The sequence below is a fragment of the Flavobacterium sp. PS2 genome, from assembly GCF_046250155.1.
Classification (GTDB): domain Bacteria; phylum Bacteroidota; class Bacteroidia; order Flavobacteriales; family Flavobacteriaceae; genus Flavobacterium.
Map to the genome: position 1 here is coordinate 962270 of NZ_CP176426.1, position 21697 is coordinate 983966.

Consider the following 21697-nt stretch of genomic DNA (forward strand, 5'->3'; position numbering starts at 1 on the left):
TCCAAGTTCCCCTTCTAGACCCTCAGCACCAAGACCTTCTAAATAGCTCTTGCACTGCGAAGAATTCCTTTTATAAATATCGGAATAGCTGTGCATTCTATGATGAAAAACAAGTAAAAAGAGTTAAAATTCAAGATGCAAATTTATAAGTATTTATATAGGGAGTTTCTCTAGTTATAACAGCGAAAACTCTGCTTATAAGTTTGCATCTAATATTATTTAAAACCAACATTGAGTTTTTACCTTCCGCTTTTTTCTTTTTGTAATATTCTTTTAATTGTGGATCATATTTTAATGTTGTCATAGCACACATTTGCAATAATGACTTCATTTTTTTATCTGCCATATGATTTACTCTTGTCCTTCCTTTTACACTCGAACCTGAACTATGTTCAAAAGGCGCAACACCAGAATAACAGGCAAATTGTCTCCAGTTTTTAAAAGCTGTAAATCCTTTTGTTGCAATAATCAAATATACGCTGGTTTGTTCTCCCAATCCAGGAATCGATTTGATAAGTTGAGCTTGCTTAGTTAATTGATCGTTTGCTTTGATGACTTCTTTAATTTTTGACTCAATTTTATGGATGGAATTTTTAATAGATTTGACAAGAGTTTGGTTAATTTGTGATACTTCTTTAAAAATTATTTTATCCGTGAAAGCTTTACTTTCCTTAGTCGCTTGTAGAAGTAATAACGCTTTTAGCATTTTCTCTCTTTCAGTATAAAGAATTTTTAATTTCTGAATATCCATGCTTGCGAAAGCGAATAGTTTTAATTTATCTATATTTCTATAACTGTAATAAGAAATATCTTTAGCATCAGTTTTGTCATTTTTTCCTCTTGAAATTCCTTTAGATTTTTTTATTTCAATAGCGGGAACAATCCATAAATCTAGATTAAGTTTCACTAAAACACTTGATAAATGATTGGTATAAACACCTGTGTTCTCGCAACAAAAAAGAGTACATCCTTTATCAACTTTTCTATCCAGTTTTTTAATAAAAATAGAAATACTCTTAATATTGTTTTCTATGATAAAATGCTCTGATTTAAGAGTTAAAGAATCAAGAATATTAATATCCAATTTTGCTTTTGATACATCAATACCAACATAAAATAAATACTTTTTCATAACTTTGAATTTAAGATGAATAAAAATGTTGAACTTCTTTAGAGCCTTTATTAGACCGTCATGTCTATCATTCTATTTGAAGCAATTCAACGGGATTCAAGGAGAAGGCAGAGGACTAATGCACAGCATGGTTCTTAACTAGCGAAGTCTAAAGTTCACCTCTGCTTTCCTTTGAATAAAATTAAAGTTTTTTATCTAATCCAAAGTAAAGGCGAAGTCTTCGGGCTTCGTACAACATTCTAAATTTTAATGATTTGCCTTTCAAGAATGCTTATTCTGCATCAGCCTTCAAATGAATCTTATGCAAATCATCCAATAATTCCATCTCTTCCTCTGGCAGAAGTTGCAAAGCAATTTCAAGCAAAGTCATTACATTTGTACACAGATGCGCGGATAATCTCAAAAAACAAAGGTTCTTAATTAATATAATTAAGAACCTTTTGTTTATAATAGAAAACCGTTAAGCTATTCTATTGCCAAGTTACGTCTAATATTAATGTAACATTTTGACTTTCTAGGAATGGGATTGGGTTGTTAGGGACATAATTTAGAGTAATTGTTTTAGGGTATGCATTTACACCAGTAGTATAATCTTTCATTATAGCAAACATACTCCCGCCAATTGTATTACCAGACCATCCTTCAATTTTACTGATTGAAAATTCATATTCTAACGAAAGATCCTTAATTACTTTTGGTTCAGTTAGAGTCCAAGAAAAAGGCAATTGTGTTTTTGAAATATTTTTAAAAATTTCAGAACTTACTTGATCCATATAAGTTTCTTTATCAACAATATGAAATCTAATATACGCAGTATCGTAGCTATTAGCATCTGCATCCATAAATGGCATTTTAACTATCGTTACCTTTGTTATTTTAACACTAGTAGCAACTGGTTGCGCTGCAATAATTACGGTATTTGTTGTTGTAGCCGTACCTCCCGCTCCTGTTGCGGTTAATTTTACTAAATACGTACCAGCAGCAGTATAGGAATGACTTGGGCTTTTTTCTAATGAAGTAGTTTTATCTCCAAAATCCCATAAATAATTAGTTGCGTTTGTAGATTTATTCTCAAATAATATCGTTTTAGGTGCCGTTACTTCAGCCTTGAATAAAAAATCAGCAGTAGGCAATGTTGCTGGTTCTTCTTTTGGCATCTCATTGTCTGAAGAGCAACTTAAAAAGAATATAAAAAATAAAGCGGTAATTGATTGTAAAGTTTTTTTCATCATAGTTAATTAATTTAATAAGTATTCTCACAAAGAAATAAAATAAAATCAACTTATATAATAAAAAACAATTTTTATTATAAAGAGCTATTTACTCACTCTACAAAGTCTTTTAATCGCTTTGCTTAATGCAATTCAAAACTATTCAGTTTTATAAAATCATTTAGAGAAGGTTACATTAGACTTCAAATGAATCTTATGCAAATCATCCAATAACTCCATTTCTTCCTCTGGCAGAAGTTGCAAAGCAATTTCAAGCAAAGTCATTACATTAATATCAGCATTAGTTGTAAGATTTGACAAATTCTCCGTTTTAAGTATCAAAATACTTGCTTTAAGCAAATCAGAAACCATTAGATTAAGTTCATCATAACAAGATACTTTTAGTGTTACACTAAACGAGTTATCAATACTGTTCTCTGGTTTTAGTTTTGTGAAATATTTTCCTTTATTCATTAATTCTAACAATTCTGCGGCTGATTCTTTATGTTCTATTTCCATTATTGAATTGGATTATGTTTTACTAATTGAAAAACAAAACTACAAAATATTCGGTTGCAAACAATCGATTTTTTACAATCAAACAAAAACAATCTATTACTTGTAATTTCATCTTCATGAAAAGAACAAGAAAAAGTGAGGTTCCTGAAGTTGTAATACAATTAGGAATCAGAATAAAAAATATAATAGAAGACAATCAACTCAAACAAAGAGAGGTTGCTCATGATGCCGAACTGGATGTAGAAAACTTAAGAAAGTACATCAAAGGTTCTCAAGAAATGAAAATAAGTACTTTGTTTAAAATTGCTCAATCTTTAAAAATAGATCCAAGCGATTTAATTAAAGATTTACAACCTAAATAATACAGACTTCTTTCAATCTGATAAAATAAAAGCTACAAGAAAATATTTTTGTAGCTTTTTAACATTTATAAAGAGAAAAAATCAATCTTTGTAAGTAATCACATTTTTGAAAAAAATCAATGAAAAAAATCATAGGAATCATTTTAGGATTGTTAATAATTGTAATTGCTTATAATTACGTCACTGATTTTCTATGTAAATGCGAAATTAAATGCAAAAATTGCCCTAAGACATCCGAAAATATTAAATTTTCAAAAGAATCTGGATTTTACATTGGTAATTATAAACCTACATTAGATACAATCAAACTAAAAAACTACAACGAAAAAATTATCATAACAAATGTTTGGATTGAACAATCTTGGCTAATAAATACTGATGATTGCAAATCTCCTAAACGCGAAAAAATCGAAGGATATAATGTGATTCTTGAATTCAAAAAAACTAATAAAGATTTCATTTTTAATTTAATGCCTTTAACAGAAGATAAATTTGGTAAAAGATCATTTGGACTTAATGAAAATAAAAAAGAGATGCATTTTGAAAATTTGCCAAATAAATTAGAAATAATTGTGACAGAACGAAATCCAAACGAAAATATTGGCTGGACAAAAAGTATTATAACTGACACATTAGTATTTAATTTAACAAATAAAAAAGAACAATAATGATGTAATATACTCAGATATCCTATTTTAATCTTGATTTATAAAGTCTTTCACTCCATGTAATGATTCACAAATAATAACCAAGAAACCAAACATTAACCAACACTTTACAAACCTCACAAAAACCATTTCGATGAAGAAATTATTACTTTTATTTTTATTAGGATTTTCAATAAGCACATATTCTCAGGAATCAGGAGAAAAACTTTTTAAAGCCATTTTTGACCATAATTTAGATGCTGTGAAAACTATTATCGAAAAAGATAAATCGCAAGCTAATTATATCCGAAAAATAAACGAATCTTTTTATATCCCTGTATTAATGCAAGCTGTAATGAATGATGAGTATGAAATCTCAAAATTCTTGATAGAAAATGGTGCTGATATCAATAAAACAGATGGTTTTAAAATGTCTTGTTTAATGTGGGCAGCAGCAAACCAAAACATAGAGCTAACAAAGTTATTATTAAATAAAGGTGCCGATAAAAACATCAAAGATAATAACGGAATGACAGCTTTAAAAGCCGCAGAAGAAACAAAGAATAACGAAATAATTCAACTTCTAAAATAGTTTCTTCCCTCCGTAAACAATCAGTTTTTAAAACCATAAAAAACTAACCAAATAAACCAACCAAAACCATGAAAAAAAAACTGTTTTTACTATCATTTTTTGCCCTTAGCAATTCCATTCATTCCCAATCAGACGAGGTTGATCTTGCAATAAAAGAGCTAATGCAAAAAAATAAAATTGTGGGTTTACAATTGGCAATAATCAAAAACAATAAAATCGTTAAAAAAAATCATTATGGTTTAGCCAGTATTCAGGATTCCATTCGTGTTGACAATAAAACTGTTTTTAGCATTAATTCGATGGCGAAAGCATTTACGGGTGTTGCCATTATGCAATTGGTAGAAAAGGGTAAATTAAAACTAGAAGATCCTATTTCTAAATATCTGGACAGTCTGCCAAACTCCTGGAAAAACATTACGGTAAAACAAATAGCAACCCACACATCTGGAGTTCCTGATATTTGGGAATCACCAGAACATATGTTGTCTGAAGACAGTAAAACTTTATTCAAAAAGATAACAGAATTACCTGTGGTTTTTCAGCCCGGAGAAGATCGAAGATACAATCAAACAAATTACATGCTGCTTGGAATGATTATCGAAAAAATAAGCGGAAAATCGTATGAGCAATTCCTTGTAGAAAATCAATTTGAAAAAGCAGGTATGAAAAATACCATCAAAGCTGGTTTAGGAGATTATTATAAAATAGTGAATCACTCAGCCAGACCTTATTCTTATTTTAGAAATGGAAGTTTAACCAATGTTTACGAAGTAATACCAACAAATTTATATCCAGCAGCAAGTATATATTCTACCGCTAGCGAAATGGCAAAATGGGTTATTGCTTTACAAAGCAACACTTTACTTAAAGCCGAAACCCTAAAAACACTTTGGACTCCTACTCTATTGAACAACGGAAAAAAACCAGGTTCAGCCGATTCTACCAACGGAACCGCTATTGGTTTTGACACTAATTTTAGAGATAAAAATCCTGTAATTACTGCTTTAGGCGGTGCTAGAAACGCTTTGTATATTTATCCAAAAGATGATGTTTCAGTAGTTATTTTGACCAATTTACAAGGAGGACATCCACAACGTTTTATAGAAGATATTTCAAATTTATATCTAACGGATAAAAAATAAAGGACATAATGATGACTCTTGGCGTGAGCAGTCATTAAGCTAAGCAATAATTTTAAAATGATTTAAGATTTTTGACTAACGATTTTTGATTTCAGATATATGAAACCTCTTAAAATAGGCTTTTTTTTTATTTATTAACACCAAATCAAAATAATACGACAACATAAACAATCCATTTTTAACACCAATAAAACCAAATCAATGAAACTATTAATTACCACCTTACTTTTAATTTTCAACCTGACATTATTCGCACAATCGACTCCGTTCGTTGGCGATTATAATCGCACACTTAGTGAAGAAGGAAAACATGAAATTGAATATAAACTAACCTTAAATCAAGACGGAACTTTCTTGTTTCATTCCTATTCAAAAATTAAAGGCGGAAATCCTCCTGAAGTAGATAAATACGGAAAAGGAAAATGGAATGCAAAAGACAATGTAATCACTTTTTCTTCAGATAAAAAAGAAGACTTTGATGAAAAATATACATTAGATTTTAATAATTCTAAAGCTAGATTTACATCCAAAAATCCTAAAGATAAAACAGATCAGGTAATTAAAACAAAACTTACGTTTCTAGAATCAGGAATTTTCTGGATCAAAAAACTTGATGTTTTTAAAGTATAATACAGCATCAATCTTTATTGCAATATTTTCGTTTTTGAGAAAGTTTTCAGTATAAAAGCTTTTGTATATTTCCTAATTGGCGCTAGCCTAAAAATTAAAAACCAACCAAAAAACTAAGAGCGTAAGGAACTTTCTTTCGAAATTTCCTTACGCTCTTTAATATAACCATACACAATCTTGACTTTTTGATATGAGGAAACTTAAACAAACAATGCAAATCAAACCAAAAACACAGATTGTAAACACTAATAACATTTTATAAACATTGCCAACGGTTTCAACCGTTGGAGCGCAATGCATTTCCACAATTCGTACCGCACGGTTGAAACCGTGGGCTATGACCAAAATAGGATAAAATCAAAGAAACAAAAGGAACAATACCCTTTATTCTTTGGCGGTACTTAATAAATTAGAGTCCTTTAACACATAAAACCAAGTTCCTTACCTCTTTGGTAATAAACTATAAGCAATCACTTAACCGTAAGAAAAAACATTAAATTTGACCCGTAAAAATTATACACGCCACATATAAAATAATAAACCACATATTAAAATACCACACTACTAACCATGACAAAACCAGAAACCAACGTTTTAAAACCAAAACAACATTTTGAAATCCTTGATGGATTAAGAGGAATAGCCGCAGTGGCAATAGTAATTTTTCATTTTATGGAAATAGTTTATCCTCCCAACGAAAACTTCATCGCTCACGGATTTCTAGCCGTCGATTTTTTCTTTTGTCTCTCTGGGTTTGTTATTGCTTATGCGTATCATGACCGAATTGATAAAATGAAAATTACCGATTTTTTCACATTAAGACTTATCAGGTTACATCCTTTGGTTATTTTTGGTTCAGTGTTAGGATTCTTGGCTTTCCTTTTCGACCCTTTTGGCAGTCAATCTGGAACCTACGAAACAGGCAAACTGATTTTGATATTTCTGGCTTCCGTTTTCCTAATTCCTTTCCCCGTAATGGCAGATCGTTATTTTAATCTATTTGGTTTAAATGCACCAGGTTGGTCTCTGTTTTGGGAATATGTAGCCAATATTCTATATGCTCTTTTCCTTTATAAATTAAGCCGTCGTTCCCTGTTTTTACTAACCATTTTTGCCGCAGCAGGAATCTGTTTTGTCAGTCATCGTGCGGGAGGTTCGTTAATGGGCGGATGGAGCGGAGAAAACTTTTGGGATGGATGTGCTCGTATTTCATATTCCTTTTTGGCAGGAATGCTTATTTATCGTTCTAATTGGATTATTAAATCAAAACTAGGATTCATCGGTTTATCCGTATTACTACTTCTAGCCTTTTTAGTACCGTTTTCAAGCTGGAATTGGCTTACAGAACCTATCGTTGTATTACTCTATTTCCCTTTATTAATCGTATTAGGAGCTGGAGCAACGCTGGCACCAGTATTCAAAAAACTATGTATCTTCTTCGGGAAAATATCATATCCTTTATACATGACGCATTATGCCGTAATGTGGATGTTTGCAGGCTATTACACAAAATACAAACCAGATACAAGCCAACTTACTTTTATTATAATCATAGGAACAATTCTTCTGGTGGGTATCGCCTACCTTACAATGGTTTTATATGATATTCCGGTTCGAAAATATCTAACAGATAGAAGAAAAAAAGAGTAATTTTAGAAACCGATTGTTAAATTAAAACGTTCTCACTTTTAAAACCTTAAGGAGCTATTTCCTGTCGTCCACTGTATCTTTTCCTGGCTAAAGAAGCCAGAAAAAGGATGCCGTTCCCATCAGGGCTAGGTCTTCGATTTTCATCAGAATATTTTTTGCAATATTGCCGGCAGAACATACCAAAACGTCAAGACAGGATAAAACAATTTCTAAAAACTTTGAGGCTTTTCGCCTTCGCGAAAACATCACAATGCTAAACTCAATTATAAATAAAAAAATGAAACTATTTCCAACAAGCGATTACACTTTCAAAATAATTGGAGAAGAAACTAATGCTCTTGATCGTTTACAACGAAGAACAGAATTTTCTGAAAGCTTGACTTCAAAAATAACCGATAAATCATTTCGAGGAATCGTTAAAAATAATACATTTAGAATAATCTCATCAGAAATTGGAAGAGGCGCTTTTTGTGTTTTAACGGGAGAAATTAAGAATCAAAACGGACAAGTACATGTAGAAATAAATAAAGCCTTCCAAATTATATTAAGTATATTTTTATGCTTTCCTTTTTTAGGTATAATTTCTCAAATTATATTTAATGAAGAAAAATTCACAATCGTTTTTGTCGTCGTCGCTATTCTTCAAGTAATTATGATTCGATATTTTTTTATTGAATTAGCTTTCAGAAGATTTTCTAAATCAAGCCTAAATAAATTGAGTGACGTATTAGACATTGAACAACTTGAAAAAATTAAAGCATAACAAACCATTATAATCTAGAAATGATAAAGATATATAGCGTCCTTATTTTATTCATATTAGCATCTTGCCATCAAAATAAGCAAGCTAATAAAGCCTTTCAAAAATTAGATAGTAAACCGATAAAAAATGTGGCTGAAAGAAAACCAGATTCTACGCATGAAACATATCCGGTACTAATTGATACGCTAAAAATTGATTTGCTAAAGTTTATTGTTATCCAAAATGACCCAAGAGACGATAAACAAATGAACCTTTCTATATTAAATAGTAAAAAGGATACCATTTATGTGCATGATACTTATGCTACAAATGGTTTTAACTTTGAAGATTTTGATAATAATGGCATATTAGATATAAGACTTGACCAAATCACTAATGTTGGTGGAGTTAGTGAGTTGATTTTCTATGACAAAAACAATAAAATTTTTAAAGCAGTCGAAGACTTTTCTAATTATCCAAATCCAACTAAAATCAAGAACACAAAATATTGGTATTCTTACCATCGAAGCGGCTGTGCTGATATAAACTGGGGAAGTGAATTATTTAAGATTGAAAACTTTAAAGTAATCAAGATAGGAGAAATTGAAGGAATTGGATGTGAAGAAGAAAAAGAAAATGGCATATTCATTTATAAAACAAAAGGAGATTCGAGAAAAAGAATTTTCTCTGAAAAAAGAAAACCTGGTTATTACAGCGACAAATGGGATTATATAGAGAACTATTGGAATAAAAACTACAAGAAGTTTGAATAAAAAACCACTCTACTTTCCAGCAACACAAAAACTAAACACCTACAAACAAATAAGTTAAAACAAAATAAAGACATAAAAACCATCCATTCCCATCAATATTTTCGTTATTAATTTCTATATTTGATAGAATAATGCATTCTTTTTATAAAGAGTAATACCACACTTATTAGCGTAAACTTCAGTTCAATTTATTCAGTAATTAATACCCCACTAAATAATGAAAACATTTACCAGTAAAGACATCGAAAATTATTACGACCAAACAGAAGTTCACTATAAATTGCATTGGGAACTAGAAAAATCAATGGGACTTCATTACGGCATATGGGACAAATCGACCAAAACACTTCATGAATCGATAATCAATACCAACTTTTTACTCATGAAATTTGGCGAAATCAAACCATCAGATTCTGTATTAGATTGTGGTTGTGGCATTGGCGGATCAGCCATATATCTTTCAAAAAAAGTAGGATGCCAAGTTACTGGTGTAACATTAAGCGCAAAACAAGTTGCTACAGCAAAAAAACTGGCAATAGAAAATTCTGTTGACCAATTAGTATCTTTTTATCAGCTAAATTATCTTGAAACTGGTTTTGCAGATCAATCCTTTGATAAAATATGGGCAATGGAAAGTTTTGGTTCTTCTTTTGACAAACAACTTTTCTTTAAAGAAATGCAACGAATCTTAAAACCAGGTGGGAAAATCTTGTTTGCCGATACATTTAAACCGTATCCGTATGATATCGACCAAGAAATTGATATGCAAATAATGCTTAATGGCTGGGCAATTTCGGATATATTATCTCTCGAAGAATTAACCAAACTAGCACAGGATCATAACTTTGAAACTCCTCAAATAAACGACGTAACAAAAGATGTTAAAAAATCTGTCGAAAGACTGTATTCCCTTTCATTGGCTGGTATGGTAGCATCCAAAATATATAATTTATTCAAAAAAGTAAGTCACTTTTCAAAGGTGCATTATAAGACTGGTATTGCCCAAAAGAAAGCCTACGAAAATGGTAAATGGGGATACTATCTCGTTATGGCAGAAAAGAAAAATGCTTAATATTTTTTTGTGCAATAAATGCTTTTCGAAGTCCGACGCCTATTTACAAATTGTTACGTATAAAATGGAACGCGGATTAAACAGATTCGCTTTCACGAAAACGCGGATAAAAACGGATTTAATGATGATTAGATAAAAATCCGTAATTAATCCATGTCTTCACAGAGTAAATCTGCTCTAATCTTTTAACAATCTGCGTGAAACAAAAAAATTGCACCTCTACGATATTTAAAAAGAATCTTTGTGCCTTTGTTCCTAAGAACCTTTGCCCCTTTCTTATAAAAAATCGTTAATTTTGCCCTCAAATAAGAAGGAGAAAAATGAAGGTATGTATTGCTGAAAAACCAAGTGTAGCGCGCGAAATCGCATCCGTTTTAGGAGCCAATACCAAACACGATGGGTATTATGAAGGCAACGGATATGCCGTAACTTACACTTTTGGGCATTTATGTACCTTAAAAGAACCTAACGATTACAAACCACACTGGAAAAGCTGGGATTTGAACAACCTGCCTATGCTTCCCGAGAAATTTGAAACCAAAGTGGTGGAAAATTCAGGAATCCAGAAACAATTTAAGATTGTAAAAAGTTTATTTGACAAAGCCGAAGTAGTTATAAACTGCGGGGATGCTGGACAAGAAGGAGAACTCATTCAGCGTTGGGTGATGAATGAAGCCAACTATAAAGGCGAAGTACAACGCTTATGGATATCGTCCTTAACAACCGAAGCCATAAAAGAAGGTTTTGAAAACTTAAAACCATCTGCCAACTACGATAATTTATTTTATGCCGGATTTTCCAGAGCTATTGGCGATTGGTTATTGGGTATGAATGCTACTCGCTTGTACACCGTAAAACATGGTGGTTACAAACAAGTATTGTCTATTGGTCGGGTACAAACACCAACACTGGCAATGGTTGTAGATCGCTGGAAAGAAATCGAGAATTTTAAACCTCAACCCTATTGGGAACTACAAACTTTATATAGAGAAACTCTTTTTAGCTATGAAGAAGGGCGTTTCTTAAAAAAAGAAGATGGAGAACTCTTAGCCAATAAAGTCAAAGAAAGCGAGTTTGAAATTGTTTCGGTTGAAAAAAAGAACGGAAACGAATTTGCACCTAAACTATTTGATTTAACAGGTTTACAAGTATATTGCAATACAAAATTTGGATTCTCGGCAGATGAAACACTTAAAATTGTGCAAACATTGTACGAGCAAAAAGTTGTTACCTATCCCAGAGTTGATACTACATTTTTACCAAATGATATTTATCCGAAAGTACCTGGTATTCTACAAAATTTAAGCAATTATGCCGTATTGACCCAACCTCTTTTAGAAAAAAAGATTAAAAAATCGCCTAAGGTTTTCAATGATAAAAAAGTAACGGATCACCACGCGATAATCCCAACTGGCGTACAATCTAATTTACAATACAATCAGCAGCAAGTCTATGATATTATTACAAGACGATTTATTGCCGTATTTTATGATGATTGTTTGGTAGCCAATACAACAGTAATAGGAAAAGCAGCCGAAGTGCACTTTAAAACCACAGGAAAAGAAATCTTAAAAAAAGGATTCCGTGTTGTTTTTGAAGATCCTAACGCAAAAGAAAAAGAAGCCGATTTATTACCCAGTTTTGTTGTGGGAGAAAAAGGCCCGCATGAACCTTCATTTCTAGAAAAAGAAACCAAACCACCCAATCAGTTTACAGAGGCAACATTATTACGTGCCATGGAAACCGCAGGAAAACAGGTTGATGATGAAGATTTACGCGAATTGATGAAAGAAAACGGTATCGGACGTCCATCTACCCGAGCTAATATTATCGAAACGCTGTTTAAACGTCAGTATATTGTTCGAAACAAAAAACAGGTTTTACCAACACCTACAGGAATTCAGCTTATTGATACGATTCAGAATGAATTAATAAAATCGGCAGAACTTACCGGTTCTTGGGAGAAACAGTTGAAAGATATCGAAAAAGGAACTTTTACCGCTGGTGCTTTTATTATCAATATGAAACGCATGGTAGAAGCCTTGGTATATGAAGTACGAAGCGAAACCAGACACGCCAATATTTCGCATGCACAAAGTATTCAAAAACAAGTAGCGACAGTCGAAAAAAAGAAAGCAGCAGGAATCTTGGCAGAAACCTGTCCGAAATGCCAAAAAGCAACACTTATAAAAGGAAAATCTGCTTACGGTTGTGGCAATTATAAAGCAGGCTGTGATTTTGTATTGCCTTATACTTTTGCAGACAAGAAAATATCCGAGAACCAATATTTAAGATTAGTCCAAAAAGGATCAACAGTAAATATAAAAGGCTTTAAAACCGATGCTGGTATAGTAGAAGGTTTAATCCGTTTTGAGGAAAATTACAAACTAAAACTAGAACCTAAGAAAGCAACACCAAAAGCAGCTTCAGCAGCGACACCTGACTCATTAATATGTCCTAAATGCAAAAAAGGAACAATTATGAAAGGGAAAACTGCTTATGGTTGTGGCGATTATAAATTGGGTTGTGATTTTAAAGTAACTTTTGATGTAGTTAGAGAAAAACTAAAAGATCAAAAACCTACCAAAGAGTTAGTTTACGCTATTTTACAAGAAAACGTTTAGTTTTTTTTGCCACAGATTTAAAGGATTAAAAAGATTTTTTCGTCATGATTTTTTTCACGCAGATTCTACAGATTTAAGCAGATACTAGCAGATTTATGTAATTTTAAATCAAAATTAAATTTGCCTTAATCTGCAAAATCTGCGTGAAACAATAATTCTTTTTAATCCTTTAAATCTGTGACAAGTTTCAAAATAAATTAGTGAAATTTGTGGCTAACTTTTTTTTCATACTTTAGTACTTCCAAATAACATCAAACATAAATATATAATGACTCAAAAAATTACTTTCATACTACTTTTATTGGCTGTTGTTTCTTGTAAAAATGCTGAAACTCCAGAAAAAGAAAAAATAAAAACTGCCGATTGGCTTATCGGAAAATGGGAAAACGTTTCTCCACAAGGAACCTTAACCGAAACATGGAGTAAAGTAAACGATAGTACTTTTCAAGGGAGTTCTTATTTTATAAAAGGAAAAGATACCATTCATTTTGAATCGATTAAACTACAACAAAAAGGGGAAAACTTAACTTATAACGCTACTGTAAAAGGACAAAATAATGATCAAGCAGTCGCTTTTGAATTAACTACTTCGACCGAGAAAGAATTAGTTTTCGAAAATCCAAAACACGATTATCCACAAAAAATTAGCTATACTAAAGACGCAAACAATACTTTAACAGCAGAAATTTCAGGGAAACTACAAGGAAAATTATCTTCAGAAAAGTTTGTAATGGTTAAGAAGTAAGTCTTTTAAAGTTCTAAAAACTGAAATTCAATATTAATAAATACATTTTGAATGTTTCCAACTGACTCCGAATTTTCATTTTTGTATTTAAGCTATATTATTGTGTTTCTTTATTTTAGTTTAGGATTCTTCTTAACCAAAAAGAAAAGCTTCAAGATAAATTTAATAGTCTTTTCAGTCTATACCCTTTTCATGATTTATATTTTTTCTGATGAAAATAATTTTAAATATGGGGGTTCCTTATCCGTCTTATTTTATGGTTTAGCATTTCTAATACTACACTTAATTATATACGGAATCATCGAACTTGTTAAAGCGCTAAAGAAATGATTTAAGATTTTTGACTAACGGTTTTTGATTTCAGATGTGTGACCCTCTTAAAATAGATGTTTTTTTATTTATTCACACGAAATCTGAAATCGTTAGTTAGCATTCAAAGATATTCTAGTTTAATAGCTTAGATTCTTTGTACCTCTGATGCTTCAAAAAAACCTTTCTCACTTAAAACCTCAGAACCTTTGTCTCTTTGTCCCTTAAAAAAAACCTACTCCTCCTCCCCGATCTTATTGACCATAACAATCATAAGTCCTCCCAGACAAGCCATAATCAAGAAGGCCCATTTCATGTTTAGAAATTCGGATATAAAACCAACCATTGGTGGTACTATTAAAAATCCAAGATATCCAATAGTCGAAATAGAGGTTAATGCCGAGCCATTACTCAAGGTTTTTGATTGTCCGGCAATACTAAAAACCAACGGAACAACACAAGAAACTCCAATCCCGATTAAGAGATATCCAAATATTGTTGGGTAAATAAAAGGGAATAAAAAGCAAATTAAAAATCCTATTGTGATAAAAATACCGCTGTAAAACAAGATGCGTTTTACACCTAGTTTTTGTACTGCATAATCTCCAAAAAAACGACCTAAAGTAACAGCTGTCATAAAAAACACAAATGCTGCCGTAGTAAGTTTTGACGAAGCGTGTAATACATTCTGGAAATATATTCCGCTCCAGTCATACATCGTATTTTCGCATGCCATCGAAACAAAACAGATTAAAGCAAACTTTATCAAATTTTTATCAGGCATCGAAAAGAATTTCTTTTTATCCGGTATAGGTTCTGTATGAATACTCATTGGGTAAAAACAGGCTGTAATTGCCATCATAGCAACACTTATTCCTAGTAAATGATATGATGGTGCTATATTTTGTGCAACCATAACATATCCCAAACCTGCTCCAGCAAATCCTGCCAAACTCCACACAGCATGAAATCGTGTCATAATCGATTTTGGATACAGTTTCTGAACTTCTAAAGCTTGCGCATTCATCGATAAATTGAGAATATTTCGCGAAGCTCCAAATATCAATAGGATAATTACCAACTGCCAAACAAAAGCACTAAAACCTGGTAATGCCAAAACAATATTAAATAAAACTGCTCCAAGAAGCATACAATACCTACTACTGTATTTATTTAATAACTTTCCTGTAAATGGCATTGTAAACATTAAGCCTATCGGAAATGCAAATAAAACAGCTCCAAATTCTGCTTCGCTCAAACCTAATTGTGCTTTTATATTCGGGATACGAGACGCCCAAGATGAATATCCGAATCCTGATACAAAGAAAAATACGGTATTGGCTAGTCTAAATCCTTTTGGGGAATTCTGTAATTTCTTAAAATAAGATACAATCATCTTGCAAATTTCAATTTATAAAAGCTGCAAAATTAAGCTTTATTAAGTGTTATCCCATTGCTTACTGAAAGTAAAAGAAGTAACTACCTCATAAATAAAAATATAATTCGCCTATTTTTTTAATTCAACATTAAAATTTTTATACAAATATTTCAAAATATTATTAATAATTAGTCTAAATAAGCATTGTTAAACAAATATTAAATTTTACATTTGCTGCATATTTCAAAAACCAAACACAATTTAAACCTAAAACCAAATTTTATATTTTAAATAATGAAATATCTAAACCAACAAATAACTAAAATATTATTAATTGTAGTTTTATTTTTCTTTGCAATAACAGCCGTTTCTGCTCAGGAATCTGGTAATATCAAAGGAAAAGTCCTTACAAACGATAACAAACCTGCCGAAGGAGTATCTATCTCTATTAAAGGAGTAAACAAAGCAACTATCGCAGATAATGATGGTGTTTTCGAAATAAAAAAGGTACCTGTAGGAACACAAACATTAATTATAACCTTGGTAGGATATAATGATGTTGAGCAAGAAGTTACTGTTGCTACTGGAGAAACGATTACTACAAATGTTCAACTTACTTTATCTAATACGGAGCTAAACCAAGTTGTAGTTTTAAGTAATAAAAGTGCTTTTAAAACTAACAGGGTTTCATCATCACTTCGCTTACAATCGGCAATTATAGAAATCCCGCAAAACATTCAGGTTATTACTGGAAAATTAATTCAAGACCAACAAATTTATGATATGCTCGAAGGAGTTACTCGTAATGTAAGTGGTGTAACAAGAGTAGAACATTGGGACACTTATGCCAATATCATGATGAGAGGTAGCCAGGTTGCTGCTTTTAGAAATGGTATGAACGTAAGTACCGATTGGGGACCTCTTACTGAAGATATGAGTATGGTAGAACGTATTGAATTTGTAAAAGGACCGGCTGGATTTATGATGGCTAACGGAAACCCAAGCGGATTTTATAATGTGGTTACCAAAAAACCAAGCGGACGTACAAAAGGAGAAATGAATCTTACTTTGGGAAGCTTTGATATGTATAGAGGAACTCTTGATCTTGATGGGAAATTATCTAAGGATGGGAAATTATTGTATCGAATCAATGTAATGGGACAAATGAAAGAAAGTCACCGTGATTATGATTACAACAACCGCTACTCTATTGCGCCTGTATTAAAATATCTTGTTGACGATAAAACATCTATTACTTTAGAATATACCCAACAATTCTCGCAAGTAAATATAATTGGTTCTAACTATGTTTTCTCTAATAAACAGTTTGCCGAATTGCCTAGGAGTTTCACAACTGGAGAACCTAATTTTGACCCAACCAACATGAATGACAAAAGCATTTTGGCTATTTTAGAACATAAACTTGATCAAAATTGGAAATTTACAGCTCAAGGTGCTTATTTTAATTACAAGCAAGAAGGAATGTCGATGTGGCCAGCCTGGAATGCATTCGATCCAGATCCTAGCCTAGGCGTTAAAAGTGGAATTTTACATCGTAAAGTTTCAATATGGGATGTTTTAGGAATAACCAAAACGGGACAAATGTTTGTAAATGGCGAAGTAAAAACTGGGCCTATAAACCACAAAATATTAGGTGGGCTAGACATGAGCGATAAATTATATTATCATGACTGGAGCCAATCTGCGGATCTTGATGGTTATGATGCCGATGGTAATATTGTTCCTTTTGATATTTACAACCCAATACATGGAAATGTTCCTGCAGATAAAATGCCTAAATTCAACAGAAGCAAAGATATCAGAGAAAGAGGTGTTCAATACCAAAATGGATACACAGGATTTTATGTTCAAGACGAACTTGGAATGTTTGAAGATAAACTTCGTGTAACAGTTGCAGGGCGTTATACAACTTTAAAAACTTCAACTGCTTATACAGGTTCTTTTAAAGATAGTAAATTTACTCCACGTTTAGGAATTAGTTATTCTATAGATAAAAATACTGCCGCTTACTTTGTAAGAGATGAAGCTTTTACCGAAAACTACGGAACCGACTGGCAAGGGAATAGTTTTGACCCTCAAACAGGGACAAACATAGAGTTAGGATTAAAAAGAGATTGGTTAAATGGAAAATGGAATTCTGTAATCTCGGCTTACCAAATCACTAAAAATAATGTACTAACTGCAGATCCTGAACATTCGACTAGTGCTAAACAGTATAGCAGACAAAGCGGACAACAAAAAGTAAAAGGATTTGACCTTGATATTAGAGGGCAAATTATTCGTAATGTAGATGTAGTTATCAATTATGCCTTTACTCAAGCAAAAGTTACTCAAGATTCAGACCCCGCTTTAGTAGGTACACAAGTTCCAGGTACATCAAAACACATCCAAAACACTTGGATTAACTATAAAATGGATCACGGCGTATTAAATGGTTTTGGACTTTCATTAGGATACCAATATCAAATAGACAGATCTCCTTGGTTTGTATCTAATAGTTCTCAACAAAACTTACCAGATTATTTCCGTTTAGATGGTGGTGTTACTTACCAAAAAGGAAAAATCTCTTTTAACGTAATAGTAAACAATATTTTAAACAAATATCTATATTCAGGAGGAATCTATAACGGTTACTATGATTGGCAAACCGAAGCAGGAACTAATGCACGTTTAACTGTTGCATATAAATTTTAATCACCATAAAAATTAAAAACAAAAATTAACTTAAATATTTTACATCATGAAATTAAGCTCTTTAAAAACGCTATTAGTATTATTAACTCTTATACTAAGCCCACAATTATTTGCTCACGCTCTTTGGATAGAAACCAAAGCAACTGGTACAAAAGGAAAACCACAAGAAATTTCAATATACTTTGGCGAATTCTCAGATAATGATATTACTCCTGCTGCAAAATGGTTTTCTGATTTAAAAGATTTCTCTTTAGTATTAATAAGCCCATCTAAAAAAGAAATCAAATTAACTCCAACAGCTTTAGAGAAAAAATACCAAGCTTTTTTTACTCCAGAGGAAGATGGAGTTTATACAGTAGTAATGCAACATACTGTAAAGGATGTATACGGCACAATGAAATTAGATTATAACTCTAGCGCCAATGTTGTTGTTGGGAACAAAACTGCAGGTAATAATGCTACAGCAAACAAAAATACAATCGGTGTGTTTTCTGAAAGTGTTGATGTAGCTAAGAAAAATGTAAAAATATCTGGATTTGCATTATATGAAGGTGCTGCTGCCAAAAAACAAAAAATTAAAGTAATTGCTCCAAACGGTTGGGAAAAAGAATTATATACTGACGAAAAAGGACAATTTGAATTTACTCCTATTTGGTCTGGACAATATATGGTAGAATTTGCTCACACAGAAAAAAGTGCTGGTGAACATAATGGAAAAAAGTATGACGAAATCTGGAAAATGGCAACTTACTCAATTGAAGTTAAATAACTTAATTCCTTAAAAAGGAATTTTTATAGCATCTTTTTATATAAAAAAAGCAAAACCTTGTTTGTATAAACAGGGTTTTGTTATTTATACGCTAAACCAAACCTTAAAAATTTGTTAAAAACTATGCGTAATTAATCTAAATAAGCTTTGATTATTCAATCATAGACATTACTTTTGCGGCGTTATTTTTTTTTATTCCAAATAAACAAACATGAAACATATTTTATTGCCTACTCTAGGCTTATTATTCGGTCTAACAGGTTTTGCACAAGGGAGAGCAAACACAGTCGAAAATCGTGATACAGCCACAGCAATTACTGATACTGTAAAAAACAAAAAAGGAGAAATTCTTAACGAAGTTGTAATTACAGCCAATAAACAAAGAAAACCCGTAACTGCAGTACGTTCAGGCATCAAAGTTATGGATCTTCCACAAAGTGTACAAGTAATAGACAATGTAGTAATCGAACAACAACAAGCTATTAGATTAAGCGATGTAATAAAAAATGTAAATGGAGTTTATGTAGGATCAGCTCGTGGTGGTGCTCAGGAATCTTTTTTCTCTAGAGGTTACGATATGTCTACAAATAATATGTTTAAAAACGGATTCCGCGTAAACAGTGGAGTTATGCCTGAAGTTTCTTCTCTTGAAAAAGTAGAAGTCTTAAAAGGAGGCTCGGCTTTATTATTTGGAAATGTTAATCCAGGGGGAATCTTAAACATGGTTACCAAAGCACCTTCTTTTAAAAGTGGTGGAGAAGTATCTATTCAAATGGGAAGCTACTCATTTTACAAACCAACAGTTGATTTTTATGGCCCTTTAAGTGATGTTGTTGCCTATAGATTTACTGGTTCTTACGAAAATTCAGAAAGCTTTAGAGATATAGTAAAAAGAGAACGTTATTACATCAATCCCTCTTTCTTATTTAAAATAAGTAATAAAACAGACATTACATTACAAGGAGATTATTTGCATGATGATTGGACTCCAGATTTTGGAACAGGTGCAATAGATAAAGATATTGCTGATGTACCTCGTAATAAATATTTAGGCGCATTGTGGTCTAATGGAACGACACAACAAACTACTATTTCGGCATTATTAAATCATAATTTTAATGACAATTGGAAATTCAATTTCAATACTTCATTCCAGAATTTTGACAGAAAATCTAAAGGGACTGAACGTGTCTCAATTGATCCTAAAATACCTAATTACGTTTATGGTGACTGGAACAGACCATTAGGACAAAATAAAGCTTTAGAACAAATAATTGGTGAGCAATTTAGTTTACAAGGAACTTTCAATACTGGAAGAGTAAAACATCAATTATTTACAGGAGTTGATTTAGAGAATTCATATACACAAGCATTTACATATGCTTTTAATCCTGCAATCTATGATAAGATAAATATTTTTAACTTCAATTACGACCAAGAGAGGACTGACATCCCAAATGCAGATATCACAAAGATTGTAAAAACAGATACAAATCGTTTTGGTATTTATTTCCAGGATTTAATTTCAATCACAGAACAGTTCAAAGTTTTAGCAGGATTACGTTGGTCTTGGCAAGAAGCAAAAGCCGAAACGCAACAACTTAATGTAAAAACTAAGCAACTTGAAACTTTACCAGAAGTTGCTCCTTTGACTGATCAAGCATTCTCTCCAAAAGTGGGATTAATTTATCAGCCTACTAAAGACATGTCTTTATTTGCAAGTTACTCAAGCTCATTTACTCCAAATATAGGATTTACATATAATAACGAACCTCTAGATCCTTCAATTATTGATCAATATGAAGTTGGTGTGAAAAAGGATTTTTGGAACGGAGCATTAAGTACAAACATTACTGTTTACCAAATCACAAATGATAATTTAGTTCAGACTGCTGAGCTAAATCTTGATGGTACACCTAACACAAATGCTAACCTAAAAGTGTTAAGTGGAGAAACAAAAAGTAAAGGTATAGAGATTGATATTACAGCAAGACCTGTTGACGGTTTAAGCATCATCGCTGGTTATAGCTATAATGACATGCGTTATACCAAAACATCTGGAAAACCTGGAAGTTTTGTAGAAGGAGACCGTTTGGCAAGAACTCCAGCAAATACTGCTAACTTAAGCTTTTTCTATACATTACAAACTGGCTTGTTAAAAGGTGTTTCTATTGGAGCAATCGGAAATTACATCGGAGATAGAATTGGTGGTTGGAATAGCCAATATGTTGAAGTTGTTGACCCAAATGACTCTACAGCCAAAATACTTACAATCAACGACAGAGAAATTCCTTTAAAAGGATATACTACAATTGACGTATCAGCAGGTTACGAATGGAACAAATTCTCAATCTTATGTAAATTATCAAACATAACAAATGAGTTAAACTATACAGTTCACGAGAATTATAGTGTGAATCCAATTGCACCTCGTCAAGTAATGACAAGCTTAAGATATAAATTCTAAGAAACATTTCGTTTCTCTTAATAAAAGCCTTTTTCTGAAATTTTCATTTAATGAAAATCAGAAAAAGGTTTTTAATTTTAGTCAAATATAAATATTCAACCAAGGTTAGCTTTAAACTCAGAAATTAGAAACTAGCATCGAACGTTTTTTCTGCTTACATTCTTGTTTTTACTAGCTTAATCCCTATTCGTTATTATAAAAATCAAACCTTGTTTATT

At 31.9% G+C, this 21697-nt stretch carries 18 protein-coding genes; 14 read left to right on the forward strand and 4 right to left on the reverse strand.

Annotation, left to right across the window (positions count from 1 at the left end):
* Nucleotides 1–130: 130 nt before the first annotated feature.
* The 3 genes from ACJ6WR_RS04080 to ACJ6WR_RS04090 all read right to left on the reverse strand — a co-directional run bounded on the left by ACJ6WR_RS04080 (nucleotide 131) and on the right by ACJ6WR_RS04090 (nucleotide 2862).
* On the reverse strand, nucleotides 131–1132 hold the full coding sequence (locus ACJ6WR_RS04080; protein WP_409415845.1) for an IS110 family transposase: 1002 nt from the start codon (nucleotides 1130–1132) through the stop codon (nucleotides 131–133).
* A 470-nt stretch (nucleotides 1133–1602) separates the two neighbouring features.
* Nucleotides 1603–2364 (reverse strand): PKD domain-containing protein, encoded by a 762-nt coding sequence (locus ACJ6WR_RS04085; protein WP_082001742.1) that lies wholly within the window; start codon nucleotides 2362–2364, stop codon nucleotides 1603–1605.
* 156 nt (nucleotides 2365–2520) lie between these two features.
* On the reverse strand, nucleotides 2521–2862 hold the full coding sequence (locus ACJ6WR_RS04090; RefSeq protein WP_039111118.1) for a hypothetical protein: 342 nt from the start codon (nucleotides 2860–2862) through the stop codon (nucleotides 2521–2523).
* Between the two features lie 116 nt (nucleotides 2863–2978).
* Here ACJ6WR_RS04090 and ACJ6WR_RS04095 point away from each other — a divergent pair, with 116 nt between their 5' ends.
* The 11 genes from ACJ6WR_RS04095 (at nucleotide 2979) to ACJ6WR_RS04145 (ending at nucleotide 13841) form a co-directional block, all read left to right on the forward strand.
* Entirely contained in the window at nucleotides 2979–3224 is a 246-nt protein-coding gene (locus tag ACJ6WR_RS04095; RefSeq protein ID WP_131474437.1) for a helix-turn-helix domain-containing protein, read from the forward strand.
* 119 nt (nucleotides 3225–3343) lie between these two features.
* The gene (locus tag ACJ6WR_RS04100; protein ID WP_039111120.1) at nucleotides 3344–3892 is read left to right on the forward strand and encodes a hypothetical protein; all 549 of its coding nucleotides are present in this window, start codon (nucleotides 3344–3346) and stop codon (nucleotides 3890–3892) included.
* A 133-nt stretch (nucleotides 3893–4025) separates the two neighbouring features.
* Nucleotides 4026–4463 (forward strand): ankyrin repeat domain-containing protein, encoded by a 438-nt coding sequence (locus ACJ6WR_RS04105; protein ID WP_409417124.1) that lies wholly within the window; start codon nucleotides 4026–4028, stop codon nucleotides 4461–4463.
* Between the two features lie 68 nt (nucleotides 4464–4531).
* Nucleotides 4532–5605, forward strand: coding sequence for a serine hydrolase domain-containing protein (locus ACJ6WR_RS04110; protein WP_409417125.1), 1074 nt, complete (start codon nucleotides 4532–4534; stop codon nucleotides 5603–5605).
* A gap of 201 nt (nucleotides 5606–5806) precedes the next feature.
* Nucleotides 5807–6235: a copper resistance protein NlpE N-terminal domain-containing protein gene (locus ACJ6WR_RS04115; protein WP_039117712.1), complete on the forward strand. Its 429-nt coding sequence runs from the start codon at nucleotides 5807–5809 to the stop codon at nucleotides 6233–6235.
* A 570-nt stretch (nucleotides 6236–6805) separates the two neighbouring features.
* Nucleotides 6806–7885, forward strand: coding sequence for an acyltransferase family protein (locus tag ACJ6WR_RS04120; RefSeq protein ID WP_409417126.1), 1080 nt, complete (start codon nucleotides 6806–6808; stop codon nucleotides 7883–7885).
* 277 nt (nucleotides 7886–8162) lie between these two features.
* On the forward strand, nucleotides 8163–8648 hold the full coding sequence (locus ACJ6WR_RS04125; RefSeq protein WP_409417127.1) for a hypothetical protein: 486 nt from the start codon (nucleotides 8163–8165) through the stop codon (nucleotides 8646–8648).
* Nucleotides 8649–8668: 20 nt separating this feature from the next.
* Nucleotides 8669–9400 (forward strand): XAC2610-related protein, encoded by a 732-nt coding sequence (locus ACJ6WR_RS04130; protein ID WP_409417128.1) that lies wholly within the window; start codon nucleotides 8669–8671, stop codon nucleotides 9398–9400.
* A gap of 217 nt (nucleotides 9401–9617) precedes the next feature.
* The gene (locus ACJ6WR_RS04135; protein WP_409417129.1) at nucleotides 9618–10472 is read left to right on the forward strand and encodes an SAM-dependent methyltransferase; all 855 of its coding nucleotides are present in this window, start codon (nucleotides 9618–9620) and stop codon (nucleotides 10470–10472) included.
* A gap of 320 nt (nucleotides 10473–10792) precedes the next feature.
* Nucleotides 10793–13096, forward strand: a complete 2304-nt coding sequence (locus tag ACJ6WR_RS04140; protein ID WP_409417130.1) for a DNA topoisomerase 3 — start codon at nucleotides 10793–10795, stop codon at nucleotides 13094–13096.
* A 268-nt stretch (nucleotides 13097–13364) separates the two neighbouring features.
* Entirely contained in the window at nucleotides 13365–13841 is a 477-nt protein-coding gene (locus tag ACJ6WR_RS04145; RefSeq protein WP_409417131.1) for a DUF6265 family protein, read from the forward strand.
* Nucleotides 13842–14385: 544 nt separating this feature from the next.
* On the opposite strand, the gene ACJ6WR_RS04150 is transcribed toward ACJ6WR_RS04145, so the two are convergent.
* Entirely contained in the window at nucleotides 14386–15546 is a 1161-nt protein-coding gene (locus ACJ6WR_RS04150) for an MFS transporter (RefSeq protein ID WP_409417132.1), read from the reverse strand.
* Between the two features lie 276 nt (nucleotides 15547–15822).
* On the opposite strand from ACJ6WR_RS04150, the gene ACJ6WR_RS04155 reads away from it, so the two are divergent.
* The 3 genes from ACJ6WR_RS04155 to ACJ6WR_RS04165 all read left to right on the forward strand — a co-directional run bounded on the left by ACJ6WR_RS04155 (nucleotide 15823) and on the right by ACJ6WR_RS04165 (nucleotide 21479).
* A complete protein-coding gene (locus ACJ6WR_RS04155; protein ID WP_409417133.1) occupies nucleotides 15823–18243 on the forward strand; it encodes a TonB-dependent siderophore receptor in 2421 nt (806 codons plus the stop codon).
* Nucleotides 18244–18289: 46 nt separating this feature from the next.
* A complete protein-coding gene (locus tag ACJ6WR_RS04160; RefSeq protein WP_409417134.1) occupies nucleotides 18290–19012 on the forward strand; it encodes a DUF4198 domain-containing protein in 723 nt (240 codons plus the stop codon).
* Nucleotides 19013–19223: 211 nt separating this feature from the next.
* Complete coding sequence (locus ACJ6WR_RS04165) at nucleotides 19224–21479, forward strand: TonB-dependent siderophore receptor (protein ID WP_409417135.1); 2256 nt, start codon at nucleotides 19224–19226, stop codon at nucleotides 21477–21479.
* Nucleotides 21480–21697 lie beyond the last annotated feature (218 nt).